Source organism: Chryseomicrobium excrementi (genome assembly GCF_002798305.1).
Lineage (GTDB): Bacteria > Bacillota > Bacilli > Bacillales_A > Planococcaceae > Chryseomicrobium > Chryseomicrobium excrementi.
The window spans coordinates 455572-473735 of the sequence record NZ_PCGR01000002.1 but is presented as its reverse complement, the minus strand read 5'-3'; the positions used below and the strand labels follow the sequence as shown (position 1 = coordinate 473735).

Here is an 18164-nt window from a genome sequence, read left to right as displayed (position 1 = left end):
CGCTTTACACTTTTATAGGGAATTTGGCGGTCTTTGCGAAGGTCGTTCACTTTTTGCTAAACTAGAGCTATTCTAGGAAAAGCTGGTGACTTGGTATGCAATTGAAACGACCTTTTTTAAGTGAGGTCCAGTGGGCTCGAGCACTCGCATTGTTTGCTGTGTTGTTTGTGCATTCGACGTCTACAGGGATGGGGGCTTCCGCTCCGTTCTCGCTTCCTTATACAGGCTATAGTATTTTAAACATTGCTGGAAAGATCGGGACGTCGACTTTCATCTTTCTGAGCAGTTTCATCTTATTCTATACGTATTACCCACGAGAGTTCACGACGAAGCTGTTCACGAGCTTCTATAAGAACCGCTTGTTATACATCTTGGTTCCGTACATCGTGTTCTCTATTTTCTACTTTGCACTTCGCTATGACATCAATGGATTTCAACTAACGTGGCCGGAAATCATTGCGAAGTTCACAGATGAGTTGTTGTCGGGGAATGCTTACACGCATTTGTATTTTGTATATGTCAGTGTGCAGTTCTATCTGATGTTCCCGATTTTCTTGTATCTGTTCAAACGATTTGAATGGCTTCGCAAGTGGGCATTGCCTCTTGGGATTGTGATTCAGTGGGTGTGGGTGCTGGCAAACACTCATTATTTCCAGGTGGATGAGAAGGGCTCGGTGTCTCTTTCGTACTTCATGTTCTACTTTATGGGGGCGTTCCTCGGAGTGTATTATGAGTCGTTCGTTGCGTGGTTAAAAGATGCACGGCGCAGCCGCGGTGTGTTGATCAGCGTTGTGGCTTTGTATCTCGTGATGACGGTCTCCTACTATTATGTGACGGTGATGGCGCGGACAGGCATGAAGTTTTATCCTTCGTGGGTCCATGAGCTGACGTGGAGTACGATGGCTTTGACTGCCGGGTTCTTGATTTTTGTGGTGGCACATGCGTTGAAGCGCTTCAATGTGCCTCGTTTCAAAGCGACGCTTGTTGAGATTGGTGCGGTGTCGTTTGGGATCTACTTGATTCACCCTTACTTGCTGTACTGGATGCGCGAGTGGTTGCCAGGTGGCGCGCCGCTTGTGTTCCACGGCTGGCAAGTACTGACGTTCTTCGTGGTGTTCTTCGGTAGCTGGCTGATTGTCCGTCTGGTGTACGACTTTGTGCCGGCTAGTTGGATCATTTTTGGTAAGGGGAATAAGGTGTGGGGCTGGAAGGGCCGTGTGAAGAAAGAACCTCGAGTTATTTAAATTGTGTGATGGCCGATTCGCCTTTGGGCGGATCGGTTTTTGTATCTCAAGGTCTTTGGTGTGTTAGGGGCTTACTAGTAAGGTCTTTTGTGTCTCAAGGGCTTTTCTAGAAAGGGCTTTTGTGTCTTAAGGGCTTTTCTAGAAAGGGCGGTTTTGAGGTATTCAGTTAGTTTGGGTGGAGGTAGAATTAGGAAATCAGAAAAATCGCGACCGTTGATAGCTCCCTGATTATGAATCGTCGGCAGATACTCCGTTTACGGAGGCAGTTGGTTGATTTACGTCGGCAGATTGCTCATTTACATCGAGACGCTCCTGCCAGGTTTTAGTACCGTCGGCAGATTGTTGATTTACGAAGGCAGTTGCTCGTTTTACGTCGGCAGATGCTTTATTTGCGTCGAGACGTCATTCTTCTCCAAAACTTCTTCGCAAAACAAAAGCAAGGGCGCGGCCCTTGCTTTTAATGTGTCTGGATATAGTCGATGACTTGGCGTGCTGTGTCGTTCGCTCGTTCGATGTGAGGTGCGACAGTTGCTTGCAAGTGAGCGGCACGGTCTTTGATAGACTCAAGCTGCTCGTTCGCTTCGCGGTAAAGGTCGTCCGCCGTCCAATCGTTCTGTTCGACGTGGCCGATTACCGGCTGGTCCGCAAGCTGTGCGAAGGCATCGATTTTTGGATCGTATGAAAGTGCGATGAACGGTGTGTTGCCAGCTGCTGCGAAGATCAATGCATGCAGGCGCATTCCGATCAGCAAATCTGCATCTCGGATGACGGCCATCTTGTTTTCGATGGATGCGTCATAAGGTGAGATGTGGACAAAGTTTTGGTTCTTCATCTTGCTGCGAAGCTCTTGAGACGTCTCGTCGTCATGCTTCCCGTGCATCGGCACGAGCACAATCGTGTTGTTTTCAGCTGCCAAACGATCGAGCGCTTCAGCGAGTTTCGGCATGAAGGCCTTACTATTCGCCCAGTCGCGGACGGAAACTGCGATTACCTTCTTCACTTTCTTCACCTTGAAAAGGTTTGTGAAGCCAGACGGATTAATTCCAAGCACAGGGTCTGGAACAATCGAAATGTCTTTTTTGATGCCAAGCTTCGTCAGCAAGTTCTTGGAATCTTGGTCGCGAACGGCCACTAGCGACGCGTGCTTTAAGACCCATTTCATCATCAGCTTGTTTTGGGGTTGTCTGACCGGACCCATGCCTTGTGCGTAGACGAAGAATGGCGTGCCCGAAGCTTTCGCCATTCCCATTACCGCTAAGTAATACGGGATCGTCTTCCAGCTCGTCTGATCCTGCAGCAAGCTTCCCCCACCACTGATCAAACCGTCTGCATTCTTGATGACTTCGTGTACTTCTTGAAGCTTCCAACGGTTGACGGCATTGACTTTATAGGTCTTTGCCGTTTTCGTTGGTTGGTTGGAGAGCACGGTGATGTCGACATCTGGCTGCTCTTTGCGCAGCGCATGAATGATGGCGTAAAGGATGGCTTCATCGCCCACATTATCGAATCCGTAATATCCGGATAACACTAGTTTCAACATACCCACCTCTTTCGATCCCATTCGCGAAGAATGACCTTTTTCAAATACTCATAAATTACGATGAACACAAGACCAATCAAGAAGCCGAGGACGACACTGTAGCTTGTGCGCAGTAACGACACCGACAACGGAATATGGAAATGTGTGAATGTGTTCATGATAGATAACACGCCAATGACGGCTGGTATTAATAGATAGTAGCTTGTCTTCACATGTGTCTTCGCAACATGCAGAGCGAGCACTAGAAGCGGCAAGCCGATTAAGAATTCTTTTGTTCGTGGACGGATGTATAGGACTTGTTCTAGCCACAAACGGAATTCGAGTTCATAAGGGATGACTACACCTTGGTTCCCTCCACGACCCAAATAGAAGATTGCGAAAAGCCCAATAGCGCCTAAAGCAATCACATGCCAGTAAGCGATGGATGACTTCAAAATCTTACCGATGTTCTTCCACGACAATACCAATAGTTTGGAGATGCTCTCCCAAAGTGTATAAATAGCTAGGAACGCGATTGGCACTGAATACACAAGATTTACTCCTTTAAAGTGGTTGATCCCTAAGAAGTAATCATTTCCGTGCATCAACACGACAACAAACCATACACCTAGCATAACGGTTGCAATTGTCGCTGCATAGGATTTTATTAGATAGCCTTTTTTAGATGGATCTCTAGGCAATAACACAGCGGCGATTGGAGCTGCGATGGCTAGACCCAAGACTAATGCTTTGAGTAAAATACCTACTCCAGTTATTAAATAAACTAAAGCAATCAATGAGAGTCCAGCCAATCCGATATAAGTCAACTTACGACGTTTGAACACGACCTCCGCTGCGAATCCTAAGAACGCAACTAGACCAATCAGTCCCACGATTTTCTGCCAAAATGGCTGTTCCACTTTGTCTAACGTAATAGCTTGACCACGTGTGAACGCTCCTGGCAATGTCGCTTCGAGTTCATTATTAAACTTCTCTAACGCTGTCATGGCTTCTTCATAATCTTTAATCTCTAGATTGACAAAAGCCATTCGGATGTTGCGTTCTTTGAATGCTCGAACATAGACGTTTACTTCATCTTGAATTGCAGACTCGGTTACTTTACGACTTAGCAATCTCACAACATTCAAATCATTTAAGTAAGCCAGTCGATTAAAGCCAATCATTTCATTGAACTCAATTAAGCCTATAGCATATCCTGATTCTTTCAACTCATTTGCAAACTTACTTTGTTTTCCTGGCATCGTACCATACGGAACTGTTGATCCATTAAAGATAACTGTCTGGATTCCATCTTGCTTTAATTCAACTAGTTGTTGTGTCATGTACTCCATGACTTCTGGATCGGCGTAATCCCCAATTCGAGGAATCACGTTAAACCCATCTTCTAGGATTTGACCAATCATTTCATGATCGTAACCAACTGGTTGCTTCATAATGTCTTTTGAGCTTCCAGGAATGAATGTGTATGGAGTTCCTTCCACATTAATCGATTGCGATTCTAAGAACGCTTCTGAAAGCTTTAAATCCATCGGAGCATTAGGTTGCAGATAAACAAACACACCGTCTTTATTGAATGGAGGTTCAAGAGAAGGTTTTTGATTTAATACCAAAAATTCTTTCATGTTTTTAACTGTAACAACCGTTATTAGCCCACGCTTTTCTAAGGATTCTAGAGAATCGGGTTCCACCGCAAGCGAGTCCACGCCATTCGCTTTTAGGCGTTCATGAACGTCGTCCGCAGTGAGCTCTGGATTTTCAATAAGCCATTCTTGAATTTTCAAGTAAGGCATCGCCGTCTCTACCGTCTTATTCGGTTCTTCCGTCATGACACGGCTATAAATAGAAGGAATCGTGAGCAACATGGCCGCGATACAGATTCCGAGTAATATCTTCTTCACGTGGGAAAACACCCCTATTTCGTTTTTGTAAATCGTTTGCCGATGACTGGCAAGGACTGTAATAGTTCGGGACTCAAGGCTTTGGTGACGAGTAACAAGGCGAAGTAGATGGCGCCTCCAATGGCTGCTGCCAGTGCGACGTAGCCTAGTGCTGCCAGCCGGCCTGCTCCTTCGATGTCTATAGCAAGCATCGGTGCGTAAATGATGGCCCCCATGACGAGCGATGCGATAAGGACCATCACATCTGGTCGTGTGAACCACGGAATGGCAACGACTTTGCGAATAGCGATTCCGTTCGCAATGAATAATAAGACATAGATTGCGAGTGTCGAATACGCGGCCCCTTCAAGACCGTATGCGTTGACGAGCACGATGTTCAAGATGACTTTGATGACGACACCTGCGACGATGATCCACGCAGCAAGCTTAGCTTTATCCATCCCCTGCAAGACGCCCGTTCCTAGTATCGTTAGTGACGTGAACAACGAGCTGAACGAAATAATGGTTAGGACCGAGTTGCCTGCTGTGTCCGTGAACAAGCCGAGGTTGATCGGTGTCGTGAGGACGACTAACCCCACTGCTGCTGGTACTGAAAGTAATAAGGTTAAGAAAAATGTTTGGTTCACGAGTTTTGTCGCTTCTGCCTTCTCGCCTTTGACGAGTTTAGCGGAGATCGTCGGGATGAGAGGCAAGATGACCGAGCTCGCAAAAACCGTCACGATTTGCACGATAGTCAGGCCTCGACCGTAAATTCCGTATTGATACGTGATATCTTCAGTCGAACCGAGATAGTTTCCGAGTGCATTCGGTATCGTGAATGAATCCACCATGTTCAGAAGCGCCATAGTGATGGCTCCAAACGCGATGGGTAGTGACAATGTTAAGATCTGCTTCGCACGAGTTTTGAACTCTTTCGATGTTAGGCGCGTTTCAGTTTTGACTCGAGCATCGGATTTCGCATACAGGCTCAGTAAATAGATGAGCGATGCGATGGCTCCGAACACCGAACCGATCATGATGCCTCCTGCAATGTTTTCTGCGGAGTAGTTGGCATTCACGAGGTACACGGCGATGGCTAGGATTAAGCCGACTCGAACGAACTGCTCGATGACTTGTGAAATGGCTGTTGGGTTCATCGATTGGTGTCCTTGGAAATAACCACGGTAAACCGCCATATACGGAGCTACTAATAGAGTTGTAGCGACCGTGACAAGTGCCAGACGTGTTTCCTGTCCACCCAGCTGTTCAGCAAGTGGTGCCGAGAAAAACCAGATTAGGCTGAAACTGATGATTCCGAAGACGATTCCTAAGATTCGTGCGGTGCTGTAAATGTGACGCACAGCAGTTGTATCTTGTTGCGCTCTTGCTTCTGCAATCAGTTTCGAAATAGCGATTGGAATCCCCGCGACTGATAAAATCAGGGCCACCATGTAGACCGGATAGACAAGCGTGAAAATCCCGAGTACTTCATCGCCCGCTATGTTTTGAAGCGGAACACGGAACAGACTGCCGAGTATTTTCGAGACGAGTGCGGCCACCGAAAGAATGACGGCACTCTTGAATAAGGTACTTTTCATTTTTTATGCTGGCCCCGTTTCCGGAGCATAACAAGCGCAAATTGTGGCAAAACGAGCATGCGCTTCCAGCGAGACGGTTGCTTTACGAGACGGTAGAACCACTCGAGGTTTATCTTCTGCCAGATTTCAGGCGCTCGCTGGACGTTACCAGATAGCACATCTAAGCTGCCTCCGACTCCAATAAAGATACCTTTGTCAAACTGGTTGAAATGCTGGTCAATCCAAAGTTCTTGTCGCGGGAATCCTAATGCAACAAAGACGAAATCCGGTTGCGCTTCTTTGATGCGCTCTGCTAGTGATGGATCACTCCAGTCGAAGAACCCGTGTTGGTTGCCAACCAAGTCGATACCTGGGAAGTCTTTGCGGACGCGGTCTGCTGCTTGTTCGTTCGTTGTTTCAGAAGCTCCAAGCAAGAATACTTTGAGGTTGCGAGCATCTGCTTCTTTAAGTAGATCCATCATGATATCGTACCCACTCACGCGTTCCGGAAGCGGTTGACCGATCAGTTGCGCTGCTTTGACGATCCCGATGCCGTCCGCTGTGATGTAATCGACGCGCTCCAGCAAGTCTTTGTAGCTCTTATCTTCCTGAGCGTGCATGACGATTTCTGGATTCGCTGTGACGACGAATGTCTTTTGATTGGTAAGCGCTCGATCAACGAGTGTGTCGATGAAAGCGCGGTGCGTTGTATTTATAAAAGGCACATCGAGGATGCGCACGACATTGTGATTCATATGGGGTTTTCTCCTTTTTGGGGCTGAAAAATTCTAATCTACTATACCATAAAATTAGAAGAAAATCCGGATTCTTTTGGCGTACCTGTGCGTCAAACTATTCCAATTATTAACGACAATTGCATAAAAACAACAAACCGACCTTGATACATCAAGGTCGGTTGTATAATTATGGAATTGTAGTGAATTGTGTAGTGCACAGGTACACAAAAGGGGATTCCTGTAATTATTTCGCTAACGGAATCAATTTAAGTAAATCAGAACGCACATAAGCATTTGTATAAGTACGTTCTTCTGGAACCACACGGAACCAGTCGATGGCGTTCGGGATGTCGATAGTCTCTTTCACGCTGACTGTCAAACCGTTCTCCGGAAGAGCATATAGGGACGCATAATTCGTAGAAGCATCTCGACGGAAGTAAACAGGAGGTCCCGTCTCAGCTGCTGTCATATACAACGCTTCCTTAAAGATATCTTTCTTACCAAGGAACACATCTGCACGGTACATGTGACCCGCAATCTTTTCGCCCCAGAAAGGATCTGAAGCATATCTCACGTTCATCCCTTGCGCTTTGTTACCAAGGAATGACCCATTGTAATAATCGCCTTGGACTAGCTGATAGTTGGTGACTACTTTATTAACAGTATCCTCGATTGACTCTTTGTAAGAATCGTATGTCAACGCATTCTTATAGGCATCTGAATCAAAGGCTCCAGAACCAAATAAATTATTTTTATCTTGAGCGATCGGGCTCGTTCCCCACTGACTTTCATGAATGGCATGTGCCATCAGGTAAAGAGCATTAATATCTCGTTCTGCTTCAATCGCTTTTAAATCTTTACCAATACCCACTAGAGGACTATCCGTCCAAACTTTCTCATGCTTCTCTTCATTATAATAAGGAAACGCTTCTTGCAAATATCTGTCCAACTCTTCTGCTGTGTAGGAAGTCTTAGTTCGCAGTGTGAGTTTGTTGAAATACTGGTGGGCTTCTGTAACGAACTTTCCACTCATATCAGTAAACGTGAGTCCGTCCCAACTGTAATAGTTTTGACCTGTTACAAATTCTTTTGGTGCGATTCCCACTCTACCTGGGGTTTCAAATCTATTCTCCTCATAATTATATATGTAGTGAACCAGATGATCTCCCGATCGAATATAGTAAGACCTCGTGTTGTTCATTTCGTTTGGTATCAGATTCAGGGTAGTCGGATCTACATAACCCATTTTTCCAGCCAATTCGACTATTACATGTTCTTCAGTAGCATCTACAAACTTCATCTGCGTATGAGCATCAATGAAAGGTCGGAATTGACGAAGGCGTAGACTTCCCCCTTTCCAAGCAAGGGTTGTATCAGGAAATACGAAAGTGTATTTATTAGATACAGCCATCCCTTCTTTGATCCAAACAATGATGCCGTCGCGTTGGACGACTAAAGATGTACCCGCAGCTGCCACGTTTTTAGCTTCTTCAAATGTATCGAATTGTTTCACGATTTCAGGTGTACCCGTTTTAACCGAAGCTACTTGATACGCTTTTGGTTCTTCAGTAAATACGATATCTCTTCCGTTCAACATGACCAGAGCTACCATCCAGCGCTCTGAAGAGCCTTGCGGATCAAAGTAACCACGACCATCTCCGTTAATCACTTTGTAATGTGCGACAAGTTTAACGTCATCTAGATAAGCCGGATGAATTTTAGTTGCGTCTTTAAAAGTAAGGTCCGAGACTTGCTCTCCTTCTGCTACGATCCCTTTCGCCTTTAAAGCTCTTGCTACCATTGCGGCCATCTGCTCGCGAGTGATCAAGGCATTCGGTTTAAAAGAGCCGTCTGGGTAGCCAGAGACCACACCTGCATGGACAGCATCTGCGATCCAAGGGGCAAACCATTTCTTAGAGTCTACATCTGTAAATTTCAGATCTTCTGTCGCTGCGGTTTCACTGTTCGGAACTTGTTCTTCGCTTTGAAGTTCGAAGGAAGCGACAACAAATTTGGCAAACTCAGCTCGCGTCACCGTGCGTTCGGGTTTGTATGTACCGTCTGGATAGCCAGCGATAATTCCTAGATCAATCAATTCTCTCATTTGGCTCTCGTATTTGTAGCCTGTCAGGTCGTCTTCCGCTAAAACACTGAAAGTACTCATGAGCAAAGTGAGTAGAATGAGCAGCGGGATGAATAGGGTCTTTCGAAACATGTTGGAAACAACTCTCTTCCCTCTGGTCAAAGTGACCAATTAATAGATAGTACACGATTGTCTAAATATAACAAACCGACCTGTCTTTTACAACGAGAATTTCCCCCATAAATAAAAGCCCGTCCGAAGACAGGCTAGTTGTTGAGTTGTTTGGGTGTACCTGTGCGCTACACGATTCCAAATATAAACGACAATTGTATAAAAACAACAAACCGACCTTGATATATCAAGGTCGGTTGTATAATTATGGAATTGTAGTGAATTGTGCGGCGCACAAGTACACTAAAGGGAAAAATTGTTATTTAGCTAACGGGATCAGCTTGAGTAAGTCTGAGCGCACGTAGGCATTTGTGTAAGCACGTTCTTCTGGAACCACACGGAACCAGTCGATAGCGTTCGGAATGTCGATGGTTTCTTTGACGCTGACCGTCAACCCGTTCTCAGGAAGTGCATAAAGTGCTGCGTAATTCGTTGATGCATCACGGCGGAAGTTCACCGGGCTGCCGGCATTCGTCATGTAGAGTGTTTCTTTAAAGATGTCTTTTTTACCCAGGTGAATATCTGCACGGTACATGTGACCGGCGATCTTCTCGCCCCAGTAAGGATCCGATGCGTAACGGACGTTCATTCCTTGTCCTTTGTTTCCAAGGAAGGAACCGTTATAGAAACTTCCGTTCACTGTTTGGTAGTTCGCAGTGACGCGTTTTGCTGCGTCTTCAATCGAATCTTTAAAGGTGTCGTATGTGTAAGCACCTTTATAAGGATCCGAGTCTACAGCGCCGTAACCGAAGAGATTCTTTTTATCTTGTGCGATTTTACTAGTTCCCCAGCCGCTCTCGTGGATCGCATGTGCCATCAAGTAAAGAGCATTGAGATCATACTGAGCTTCTAATTCTTTTAGAGCTTGGCCGATACCAACAAGAGGACTTGTTGTCCAAAGCTTTCCTGCGACTGTCTTATTATAATGAGGAAATTTCTCTTTCAAGTACAAATCGAGTTCCTCTGCTGTATAGTTCGACTTCGAACGAAGGTTGAGTTTATTGAAGTACTGGTGCGCTTCCGTTACAAACTTTCCGTTAGCGTCTGTAAATGTGAAACCATCCCAGCTATAGTACTTCTGACCTTCGATGAAGGCTGCCGGAGCGACTCCGATAATACCAGCAATTTCATAACGGCCGAGACCGTAGTTATAAATGTAATGAAGCATGTTCGTTCCTGAACGAGTGAAGTACGACTGTACCGTCATCATTTCTGTAGGGATCAAGTTGATGCTTCCTGGATCCGCATAACCAACTCGGTCTGCAAGTTCCACTTTTACATAGTCTTCTGTTGCATCCCGGTACTGTAGTTCCGTATGTTGCGTCACATAAGGACGGAATTGGCGCTCGCGTTGCGTACCTGATTTCCATGCCAAGTTTGTTCCTGGGAACAAGTTGACGAATTTGTTGGAAACTGCAATTCCGTTCTTGATCCAGACAATGATGCCTTCTCGCTGAACTACAAGCGCTGTTCCTGCTTTTGCGTAGTCTTTTGCTTGTGTGAACGTATCAAATTGACGCACGACTTCAGGCACTCCATCACGAATCGCTGCTACTTGGTAAGCTTTTGGTTCTGTAGGGAACACAATTTCACGTCCATTCAACATAACAAGAGCCACCATCCAACGAGTTGAAGAATCTTTTGGGTTAAAGTAGCCAAGTCCGTCTCCATTGATAACTCCGTGGAATGTTACAAATTTAACGTCTTCAATATAAGAAGGATGGATTTTGTCTGCATCTTTAAATTCTAGTTCAGGGATATCAAAGCCTTCAGATAAAACTCCTTTTGCATGTAAGGCACGTGCGACCATAGCTGCCATCTGCTCGCGTGTGATTAAAGCGTCCGGTTTGAACGTTCCGTCTGTGTAGCCGGCAACCACTCCAGCGTTGACCGCATCTGCGATCCACGCAGCGTACCATTTATCCTGTGGCACGTCTTTAAACGTCAACTCCTGAGCTGCAGCTGTTTGCATAGTAGGCACTTCTTGTTCGCTTTGCAGCTCGAAAGAAGCAACGACAAATTTCGCAAATTCAGCGCGAGTTACCGTCCGTTCCGGCTTGTAAGTGCCGTCCGGATACCCCGCCATTATACCTAAATCAATCAATTCCCTCATCTGATGCTCGTATTTATATCCAGTCAGATCATCCGCAGCTGAAACACTGAAAGTTCCGACAAGTAGCGTGAGCACTGAAAGAATTAGGAACATTGCACTCTTTCTCCACATTTTAAAGCCATCCTCTCTTCCATTTGATATATGTATAAAATTTCTACTTATTACTTTATCCTATTTAGCTACTTGCTTCTATCATACGATGGTATCAAATTAACAAACTTCTTCTCCTCAAATGAATATAGTTCCATCGATGGGTCAAAGTACACTGACGATTCTTACAAATTTGAAATAGTTTTAGAATAAACAACTACCATTGTCTTATTTTGCAAGTAATATGCTCAATTATCTGAAATTCATGGTACTATCATTGTAGCGTTTATACCATATGAAAGGAGCTTCTTTTAAAAGAATGCTTACAATGAAGAAATTTGTACTACTAATGATGTCTCTGCTCCTTGCATTCACGGCCTTTTTATCTACCACTTCACCAGTCTCAGCATCTATTCCATTCCGTGATATCACATCAACTGATCACGAAATCATCTATTTATATGAACATGGCTATATTGCGGGGACTTCGTCTACGACTTACAGTCCAGAAATGGCTGTAACGCGAGAGCAAGCTGCTACCATGATCGGTCGTGCTTTGAAACTTGACGGCACGTTACGCGCGACGTCGTTCCCAGATGTTTCAAAAAGCAGCTATGCATCAGGATATATCGATAGTGCTTACAAGGCTGGATTTATCTCCGGATATCCGGATGGCACATTCAAACCAAGAGAAATTATGACACGTGGCGAGATGGCTCATATGTTAAGCCGCGCCTTTAAATATTCGGCAACTTCCGCCATTTCGTTCAAAGATGTTCCCTATAGTGCAGATGCTAACAGCCTGTATCTAGCCGTTAACAAGATTGCTACAAATGGTGTCGCCGCAGGAACTGGCAATGGCTACTTCAGCCCGAAAGCGGAGCTGAACCGGCGTCAATTCGCCATGTTCATCGCTCGTGCGATCAATCCAGAATTCAAAGTCTCTTTTGAAATGCCTGTGATTGATACGTACCAATCCACTGTCGACGCCTTAAACATTCGCAAAGGCCCGAGCACAAGCTATAGCATCGTCGGTCGAATGAACAAAGGTGATCAGTTCAAAGTTTATGGGATCGCAAACGGCTGGGCACACGGAGCATTTGGCTCAGTGACTGGTTATGTCAGCACCTCTTACCTATCTAAAGTGCCTGCCGCGAGCGACTCTCGGATCATGGTGATCGACCCAGGTCATGGCGGGAAAGATCCTGGTGCTGTCTACAACGGCCTTCAGGAGAAAAACGTCAACTTGTCTGTTGGGCTTCGAGTTGAATCGAAGTTGAAAGCTCGAGGTATTACTGTGTTGATGACACGTCGCACAGATGTGTTCTATGATTTAGATTATCGTGCTGCATATGGGGCGCAAAATGGGGCAGACGCATTTGTCTCGATCCATGCGAATTCCAATGCGAACACAACTGTATCTGGTTCTGAGACGTACTATTCGTCTGCTCTAGATACGCGTTCTGAGCATAGCAAGCAATTAGCTACTTTCATTCAAAACCGCTTGTATAAAGCGATGAATCACAACAACCGTGGCGTTAAAGATGCGGACTTCCGTGTCATCGACAAGAACCCACTTCCAGCTGCACTAGTGGAACTTGGTTTCTTGACGAACACGTCGGATGCAGCCAAGCTAGGAAACGCGACGTATCAAGACGCAGCGGCTCAGGCCATTGCAGATGGTATCGTAGATTACTACAACTGGCGCGACAAGCAATAACTTTTACACCTCCGGCGACGGGGGTGTTTTTTTAACGACAAAATAGTTCTTTTTTTGAGTTACCACAGCTATTTATTAGGGTATTGCTATATAATGAAAGAAACTGTATGCAGGAGGTTAGCGCCGATGAAACGCACCACATTTACTCTCACCCTACTCATCTCACTTACAGGTCTCTCCACGACCGCTTTTGCCACCCCTGCCGAACTAACCAAACCTGAGAAAGTATTTATTCAATTTGATGAAGCGATTGATTATGACTACTTGAAAGCCATTGGAGCGACGATCACTGCCGACCTCCCTGCTATCTCGTCCGTCATTGCAACGCTCCCTCCCACTGATTCCTACGCTACTTTCCAACTTGCTGAGGAAGACATCGCCATTACGCCTTATCCAGAAGACGAACTGTTCTACCAGACAGCTGAAACGACCAATTGGGGCTACAAGCCCGTCTTAGCCGATAAAGCGTACGCTCTGGGATACCGGGGAGACGGAATTAAAGTAGGTATCATTGATTCCGGAATCAATGCGCAGCATCCGGACCTTCGCGTAGTCGGTGGTGTCAGTTTTGTAACAGGCTCTCATCTACGAGACTCCACAGGACATGGTACCCACGTAGCAGGTATCTTAGCCGCACAAGCGAATTCAATAGGCGTTCGAGGTATCGCCCCGAAAGTAGATTTGTATTCGATTCGGATATTTGGAGAAGGAACTTCTAGTCCAAGCGAAAATTTGTTAAATGCAATTCAATGGGCCATCGATAACGACATGGATATTCTTAATATGAGCTTAGCTGGTCCAGATGGTTTAGGGGTTCGTGACATGATGAAAAAGGCTTATGATGAAGGGATTCTGTTAGTAGCGGCTTCGGGGAATGGCTGGAATATCCGAAACTACGATGTCCAATTCCCAGCCCAATACCCGAGTGTCATCGCAGTCGGTTCGCTCGCCAAAGACAATTCCATTTATTACTCATCTTTCCGAGGCCCTTCCCAAGAATTCGTAGCACCTGGAGAAGACATCTATTCAACCGCCGTCTTGACAAGCACTATGACTCAGGAAGACTATGCCCTCAAGACCGGCACTTCCATGGCATCGCCTTTTGTGGCGGGAATAGCGGCTCAATATATGCAAGAGTACCCGACGTTGACAAATGATCAGATTCGAAAACTGTTGCAACAGAACGCAAAAGATTATGGCCCACGAGGTCGTGATTCAACTTACGGGTTTGGCTTGATCCAATCTGTAAAAGAACCTCCCGGCTTGTTTCCAGACACCAAAGCTTCCGCTTGGTATTCACAAGCGCTGCAAAAAGTGTACGATGAAGGCATCATCGCCGGCTTTCCAGATGGACTGTTTCGACCGAACGACCCTTTGACTCGAGCCCAAGCTGTCTCGATGTTAGGACGAGCCTTAAACTGGCCAGCTACTACACAATCGTATTTCCAAGATGTCTCGAGAGATTCTTTCGCCTTTTCTCCTATCTCGTATGCCTTTGAGCAACAGATCGTAAAAGGAGTGAGTCCGACTCGTTTTGCCCCGCAATCAGGTATTAAGCGTGGCGACTTAGCTTTGATTCTTTCGAACACACTAGAGCTTCCTCCTGCAACTACCAAAGCGATGTTTCCGGATGTGTCCCCTGAGAAGTATTACAGCCGAGCGATTGACTCGATCGCTGAGTACGGAATCATGGTGGGGTATCCAGAAGATCAGACGTTCCGACCGGAGCAAGCTGTTACAAGAGCAGAATTTGCTATGATGCTGTACAACGCATTTTATTCGGTACAAGCAGATTAATTTTGAGTTTCTTCCTATTATATAGGCACAAAAAAAGGACTGGCTTTTGCCAGTCCTTTTGAATTGTCTTATTTAATTGAGTTGTAAACGAATTGAGCAAATTCAGCACGTGTTGCGCTTGCGTTTGGCTTGAATGTGCCATCGTTGTACCCGCTTGCTACTTCAGCAGAAGCCACTTTCATGATGCTTGATTTCGCCCAGTGGTTGTTGATGTCTGAGAAGCTTACGTTTGAAGTTGTTGCTGTCATAGAGAATGCACGTGTCAAGATCACTGTGATCTCTCCGCGAGAGATGTCCCCTTTAGGTACGAATCCTTCAGGACGACCGCTTACGATTCCTTTTTGCGCTAATGCATTGATGTAACCTGAAGCCCAGTGAGATGATGGAACATCTTTGAACTTTGAACCTGAAACTGGTTTTAATCCTAAAGCTTTCGCAACCATAACTGCTGCTTCTGCACGAGAAACGTCTTTTTGTGGAAGGAATTCAGAACCGTCATAACCAGAGATGATGTTATCAAGGCTTAATTCTGTAATTGCTTTGTTAGCCCAGTGCTTATCAGAAACGTCGTAGTACTCACCTTTTGGTAGGTCAGGACGTGGTGCTGGCTTAGGAGCTGGAGCTGGGTTCGAAACTTGAGTTGTACCAGAAGTAACGCCAGGTACACGGCGTGCTGTAATATAACGTGGTGCCCAATAAGAGTTTGTGTTTAAGTCTTCAATCGCGATACCTTTTGAGCTAGTCGCAGAGATGAAGTCACCGTTTCCGATGTAGATTCCAACGTGACCTACGCTAGAGCTACCAGCTGTGAAGCTGAAGAATACTAGGTCACCTTTTTGAAGGTTTGATTTTGAGACCGCTGATCCGACCCCAGCTTGTGAACCTGATGTACGTGGTAAGTTAAATCCGAATTTTTGGTTAAATACATATGTAGTGTATCCTGAACAATCAAATCCAGAAGGCGTGTTGCCGCCCCACTTATAAGGTACTCCGATAAATTGTTTCGCATAGTTTACTATCTCATCTTGAGTTGCTGATCCACTGGCTTGTGCTTCGTTCGACATAAATGGTGTAGCTGTAAAAAGTAGTACAGCAATAATCATCCATACAATTCGCTTCTTCAAGTCGTTGTCACCTCATAAGTTTTTTGTTGATTCTGGATGCTGATCAGGCATTGAATCGTAATTTGTTTGAATTTTTTCTACAAGCTCAATATTAGCAGATACAGTTCATCTTTATAGTTACAGTTATATTACAGTTACGTTACAAATGACGAATTCATGTTTAGTTCTATAAAAATCGGTTAAATGTGGTAACTTTCACGCTTTATTAGGTCAACTTTTAAATTGTAACTATTTATTAAATTTGAATATTGTATATTTTTAGACTTTATAAGACAATAGAGGGAGAACGATTTAATTCGAGAGGTGAAGTAGTTGGAATTTCCAAAGGTCGAAATCGGTCGCCGCATTCGTATGATGCGCCGCGAACTGGGTATCACATCAGAAGAACTGGCGAAACGTGCAGGCGTCAGTCAAAGTATGGTCTCTCAGATTGAGAGAGGTCTTGTCTCCCCCTCCCTTGAAACATTGTGGAATCTTGCGAACAGCTTGAATGTCCAGATTTTTGCCTTCTTCGATCAGACAGACGGCGAGCGTGTCAATGTCTATAAGAAAGACGACGAACTTGTCGTCAAACGGATTCGACCGAATAGCGAATACCACTTGCTGTCCCCTAGCATCGGAAAAGACATCGGCTTCTTCAAACTCGTCGTCGATCCAGGCGATACAGTCGAAGACCAAGTCATCCAGCACAAAGGCGAGGAATGTGGCTACGTTTTAGAAGGAACGCTCATCGTCGAAGTCGGTACAGACCGCTTCGAACTTGTCGAAGGCGATGCCATCTTCTTCGATAGCGAGCTGCCCCACCGCTTCTTCAATCCGGGCGACAAACCTGCTATTGCGATTTGGGCGATGACGGCGAATTGGCGGTAGTACATAGAAAAGTGGAGAACGCCACTCTAGAAATCTTGTAAAAATCAGGCGTGGCTATAGAGGCGCTTTTTGCCTCTATAGTTGCGAATGATTTTTGCGGGGATTTCTAGCGTTCGTAACTGGACATAGCGAAATGTGGAATCGGCGGGCTCAGAAACTCTTCGAGAACCGGGCATGCTCTATGAGGCGCTTTTTGCCTCTATAGTTGCGAATGATTTTTTGCGGGGATTTCTGGCGTTCGTAACTGGACATAGTGAAAAGTGGAATCGGCAGGCTCAGAAACTCTCCGGAAACCGGGCATGCTCTATGAAGCGCTCTTTGCCTCATAGAGTGTGACCGGTTTTTGAATGGGTTTCTATATAGTCGGTTGCACATCTAAACAGAAAAAACTCCCACAGCGACTTTTGCTGTGGGAGCACTCATTTATTTTAAGATTTTAACTGTAACCGTCTTACGACCCCAGTTAAGAGCATCTGATTGGCTTGGGAAGAAGACATCGATTTTGTTGCCTTTAATAGCGCCGCCAGTGTCTCCAGCGATCGCTTCGCCATAACCTTCAACCCATACGCGTGATCCTAGTGGAATCACTTTTGGATCTACTGCGATGACTTTTAGGTGTGGATTTGCACGTAAATCAATTCCTGTAGCTGTTACTCCTGAACATCCTGAGCAATATGCTGTGTAAGCTGTCGCTTCCACTTTGAATTCTTTCACTGCTTCAGGAGACGTTTGTTTTGCTGGTGCTGGGTTGCTCACTGGTTTCGTGTAGCTGCCGCCTTGAACCGCTAATACTTGTCCAGGGAAGATCAAGTCTGATGAAAGACCGTTCCAACCTTTCAAGTCGGCTACGGTTACACCGTGGTTAACAGAGATGCGGTAAAGCGTATCTCCACTTTTGACTGTGTATGAAGACGCATCTGATTTTGATGGCTTCTGAGCTGGTTGTGCTGGCGCTTTCGCTGCTGATGCTTCAATCGCTAACTTTTGGTTAGGATAGATTAGATCAGACGAAAGGTTATTCCAGTCTTGTAAGTTTTGAACTGTTACATTGTATTTTTGAGAAATAGACCAAAGTGTGTCTCCGCTTTTAATTGTGTACGTTTCTTCTGCTGCTGATGCTGATGTCGCGGCTCCGAATAGTAAGCCTGCGAAAGCGGTTAGTGCAACGATTTGTTTTTTCATAGTATGAATTTCCTCCTTTTCACTAACGAGTACTATCGT

Annotated in this window: 12 protein-coding genes; 4 read left to right on the top strand and 8 right to left on the bottom strand. The window is 45.4% G+C overall.

What is annotated here, in order from left to right; translation table 11 throughout:
* Nucleotides 1-95: 95 nt before the first annotated feature.
* Nucleotides 96-1244, top strand: a complete 1149-nt coding sequence (locus CQS04_RS06970) for an acyltransferase (protein ID WP_100353436.1) — start codon at nt 96-98, stop codon at nt 1242-1244.
* Nucleotides 1245-1701: 457 nt separating this feature from the next.
* On the opposite strand, the gene csaB is transcribed toward CQS04_RS06970, so the two are convergent.
* From csaB to CQS04_RS06940, 6 genes are all read right to left on the bottom strand, one after another.
* Complete coding sequence (gene csaB, locus CQS04_RS06965) at nt 1702-2784, bottom strand: polysaccharide pyruvyl transferase CsaB (RefSeq protein WP_245858769.1); 1083 nt, start codon at nt 2782-2784, stop codon at nt 1702-1704.
* The gene (locus tag CQS04_RS06960; RefSeq protein ID WP_100353434.1) at nt 2778-4682 is read right to left on the bottom strand and encodes a DUF5693 family protein; all 1905 of its coding nucleotides are present in this window, start codon (nt 4680-4682) and stop codon (nt 2778-2780) included. The genes csaB and CQS04_RS06960 overlap by 7 nt, the downstream gene beginning before the upstream one ends.
* A 14-nt stretch (nt 4683-4696) precedes the next feature.
* A complete protein-coding gene (locus CQS04_RS06955; RefSeq protein ID WP_100353433.1) occupies nt 4697-6259 on the bottom strand; it encodes a putative polysaccharide biosynthesis protein in 1563 nt (520 codons plus the stop codon).
* Nucleotides 6256-6993 carry a WecB/TagA/CpsF family glycosyltransferase gene (locus tag CQS04_RS06950; RefSeq protein WP_100353432.1) on the bottom strand — a complete coding sequence of 246 codons (738 nt, stop codon included), beginning with the start codon at nt 6991-6993 and terminating at the stop codon, nt 6256-6258. The genes CQS04_RS06955 and CQS04_RS06950 overlap by 4 nt, the downstream gene beginning before the upstream one ends.
* 226 nt (nt 6994-7219) lie before the next feature.
* Nucleotides 7220-9190 carry an S-layer homology domain-containing protein gene (locus CQS04_RS06945; protein ID WP_100353431.1) on the bottom strand — a complete coding sequence of 657 codons (1971 nt, stop codon included), beginning with the start codon at nt 9188-9190 and terminating at the stop codon, nt 7220-7222.
* Between the two features lie 298 nt (nt 9191-9488).
* On the bottom strand, nt 9489-11453 hold the full coding sequence (locus CQS04_RS06940) for an S-layer homology domain-containing protein (protein ID WP_100353430.1): 1965 nt from the start codon (nt 11451-11453) through the stop codon (nt 9489-9491).
* 307 nt (nt 11454-11760) lie between these two features.
* Here CQS04_RS06940 and CQS04_RS06935 point away from each other — a divergent pair, with 307 nt between their 5' ends.
* Together CQS04_RS06935 and CQS04_RS06930 are read left to right on the top strand one after the other, a co-directional pair.
* Nucleotides 11761-13152, top strand: a complete 1392-nt coding sequence (locus CQS04_RS06935) for an N-acetylmuramoyl-L-alanine amidase (protein WP_165775479.1) — start codon at nt 11761-11763, stop codon at nt 13150-13152.
* Nucleotides 13153-13278: 126 nt separating this feature from the next.
* Nucleotides 13279-14949 carry a S8 family peptidase gene (locus CQS04_RS06930; RefSeq protein ID WP_165775478.1) on the top strand — a complete coding sequence of 557 codons (1671 nt, stop codon included), beginning with the start codon at nt 13279-13281 and terminating at the stop codon, nt 14947-14949.
* Nucleotides 14950-15017: 68 nt separating this feature from the next.
* Here the strand turns inward: CQS04_RS06930 and CQS04_RS06925 are convergent, their stop codons facing one another.
* Nucleotides 15018-16073, bottom strand: coding sequence for a C40 family peptidase (locus CQS04_RS06925; RefSeq protein ID WP_245858768.1), 1056 nt, complete (start codon nt 16071-16073; stop codon nt 15018-15020).
* Between the two features lie 312 nt (nt 16074-16385).
* Here CQS04_RS06925 and CQS04_RS06920 point away from each other — a divergent pair, with 312 nt between their 5' ends.
* Entirely contained in the window at nt 16386-16943 is a 558-nt protein-coding gene (locus tag CQS04_RS06920) for a helix-turn-helix domain-containing protein (protein WP_100353427.1), read from the top strand.
* Between the two features lie 423 nt (nt 16944-17366).
* Here CQS04_RS06920 and CQS04_RS06915 read toward each other — a convergent pair whose 3' ends face one another.
* A complete protein-coding gene (locus tag CQS04_RS06915; protein WP_100353426.1) occupies nt 17367-18125 on the bottom strand; it encodes a LysM peptidoglycan-binding and 3D domain-containing protein in 759 nt (252 codons plus the stop codon).
* Nucleotides 18126-18164 lie beyond the last annotated feature (39 nt).

Bases quoted from the DNA above. Each gene is read 5' to 3' on its own strand.
- CQS04_RS06970 (WP_100353436.1), top strand. From the start codon at position 96: ATGCAATTGAAACGACCTTTTTTAAGTGAGGTCCAGTGGGCTCGAGCA.
- csaB (WP_245858769.1), bottom strand. From the start codon at position 2,784: ATGTTGAAACTAGTGTTATCCGGATATTACGGATTCGATAATGTGGGC.
- CQS04_RS06955 (WP_100353433.1), bottom strand. From the start codon at position 6,259: ATGAAAAGTACCTTATTCAAGAGTGCCGTCATTCTTTCGGTGGCCGCA.
- CQS04_RS06950 (WP_100353432.1), bottom strand. From the start codon at position 6,993: ATGAATCACAATGTCGTGCGCATCCTCGATGTGCCTTTTATAAATACA.
- CQS04_RS06945 (WP_100353431.1), bottom strand. From the start codon at position 9,190: ATGTTTCGAAAGACCCTATTCATCCCGCTGCTCATTCTACTCACTTTG.
- CQS04_RS06940 (WP_100353430.1), bottom strand. From the start codon at position 11,453: ATGTGGAGAAAGAGTGCAATGTTCCTAATTCTTTCAGTGCTCACGCTA.
- CQS04_RS06935 (WP_165775479.1), top strand. From the start codon at position 11,761: ATGAAGAAATTTGTACTACTAATGATGTCTCTGCTCCTTGCATTCACG.
- CQS04_RS06930 (WP_165775478.1), top strand. From the start codon at position 13,279: ATGAAACGCACCACATTTACTCTCACCCTACTCATCTCACTTACAGGT.
- CQS04_RS06915 (WP_100353426.1), bottom strand. From the start codon at position 18,125: ATGAAAAAACAAATCGTTGCACTAACCGCTTTCGCAGGCTTACTATTC.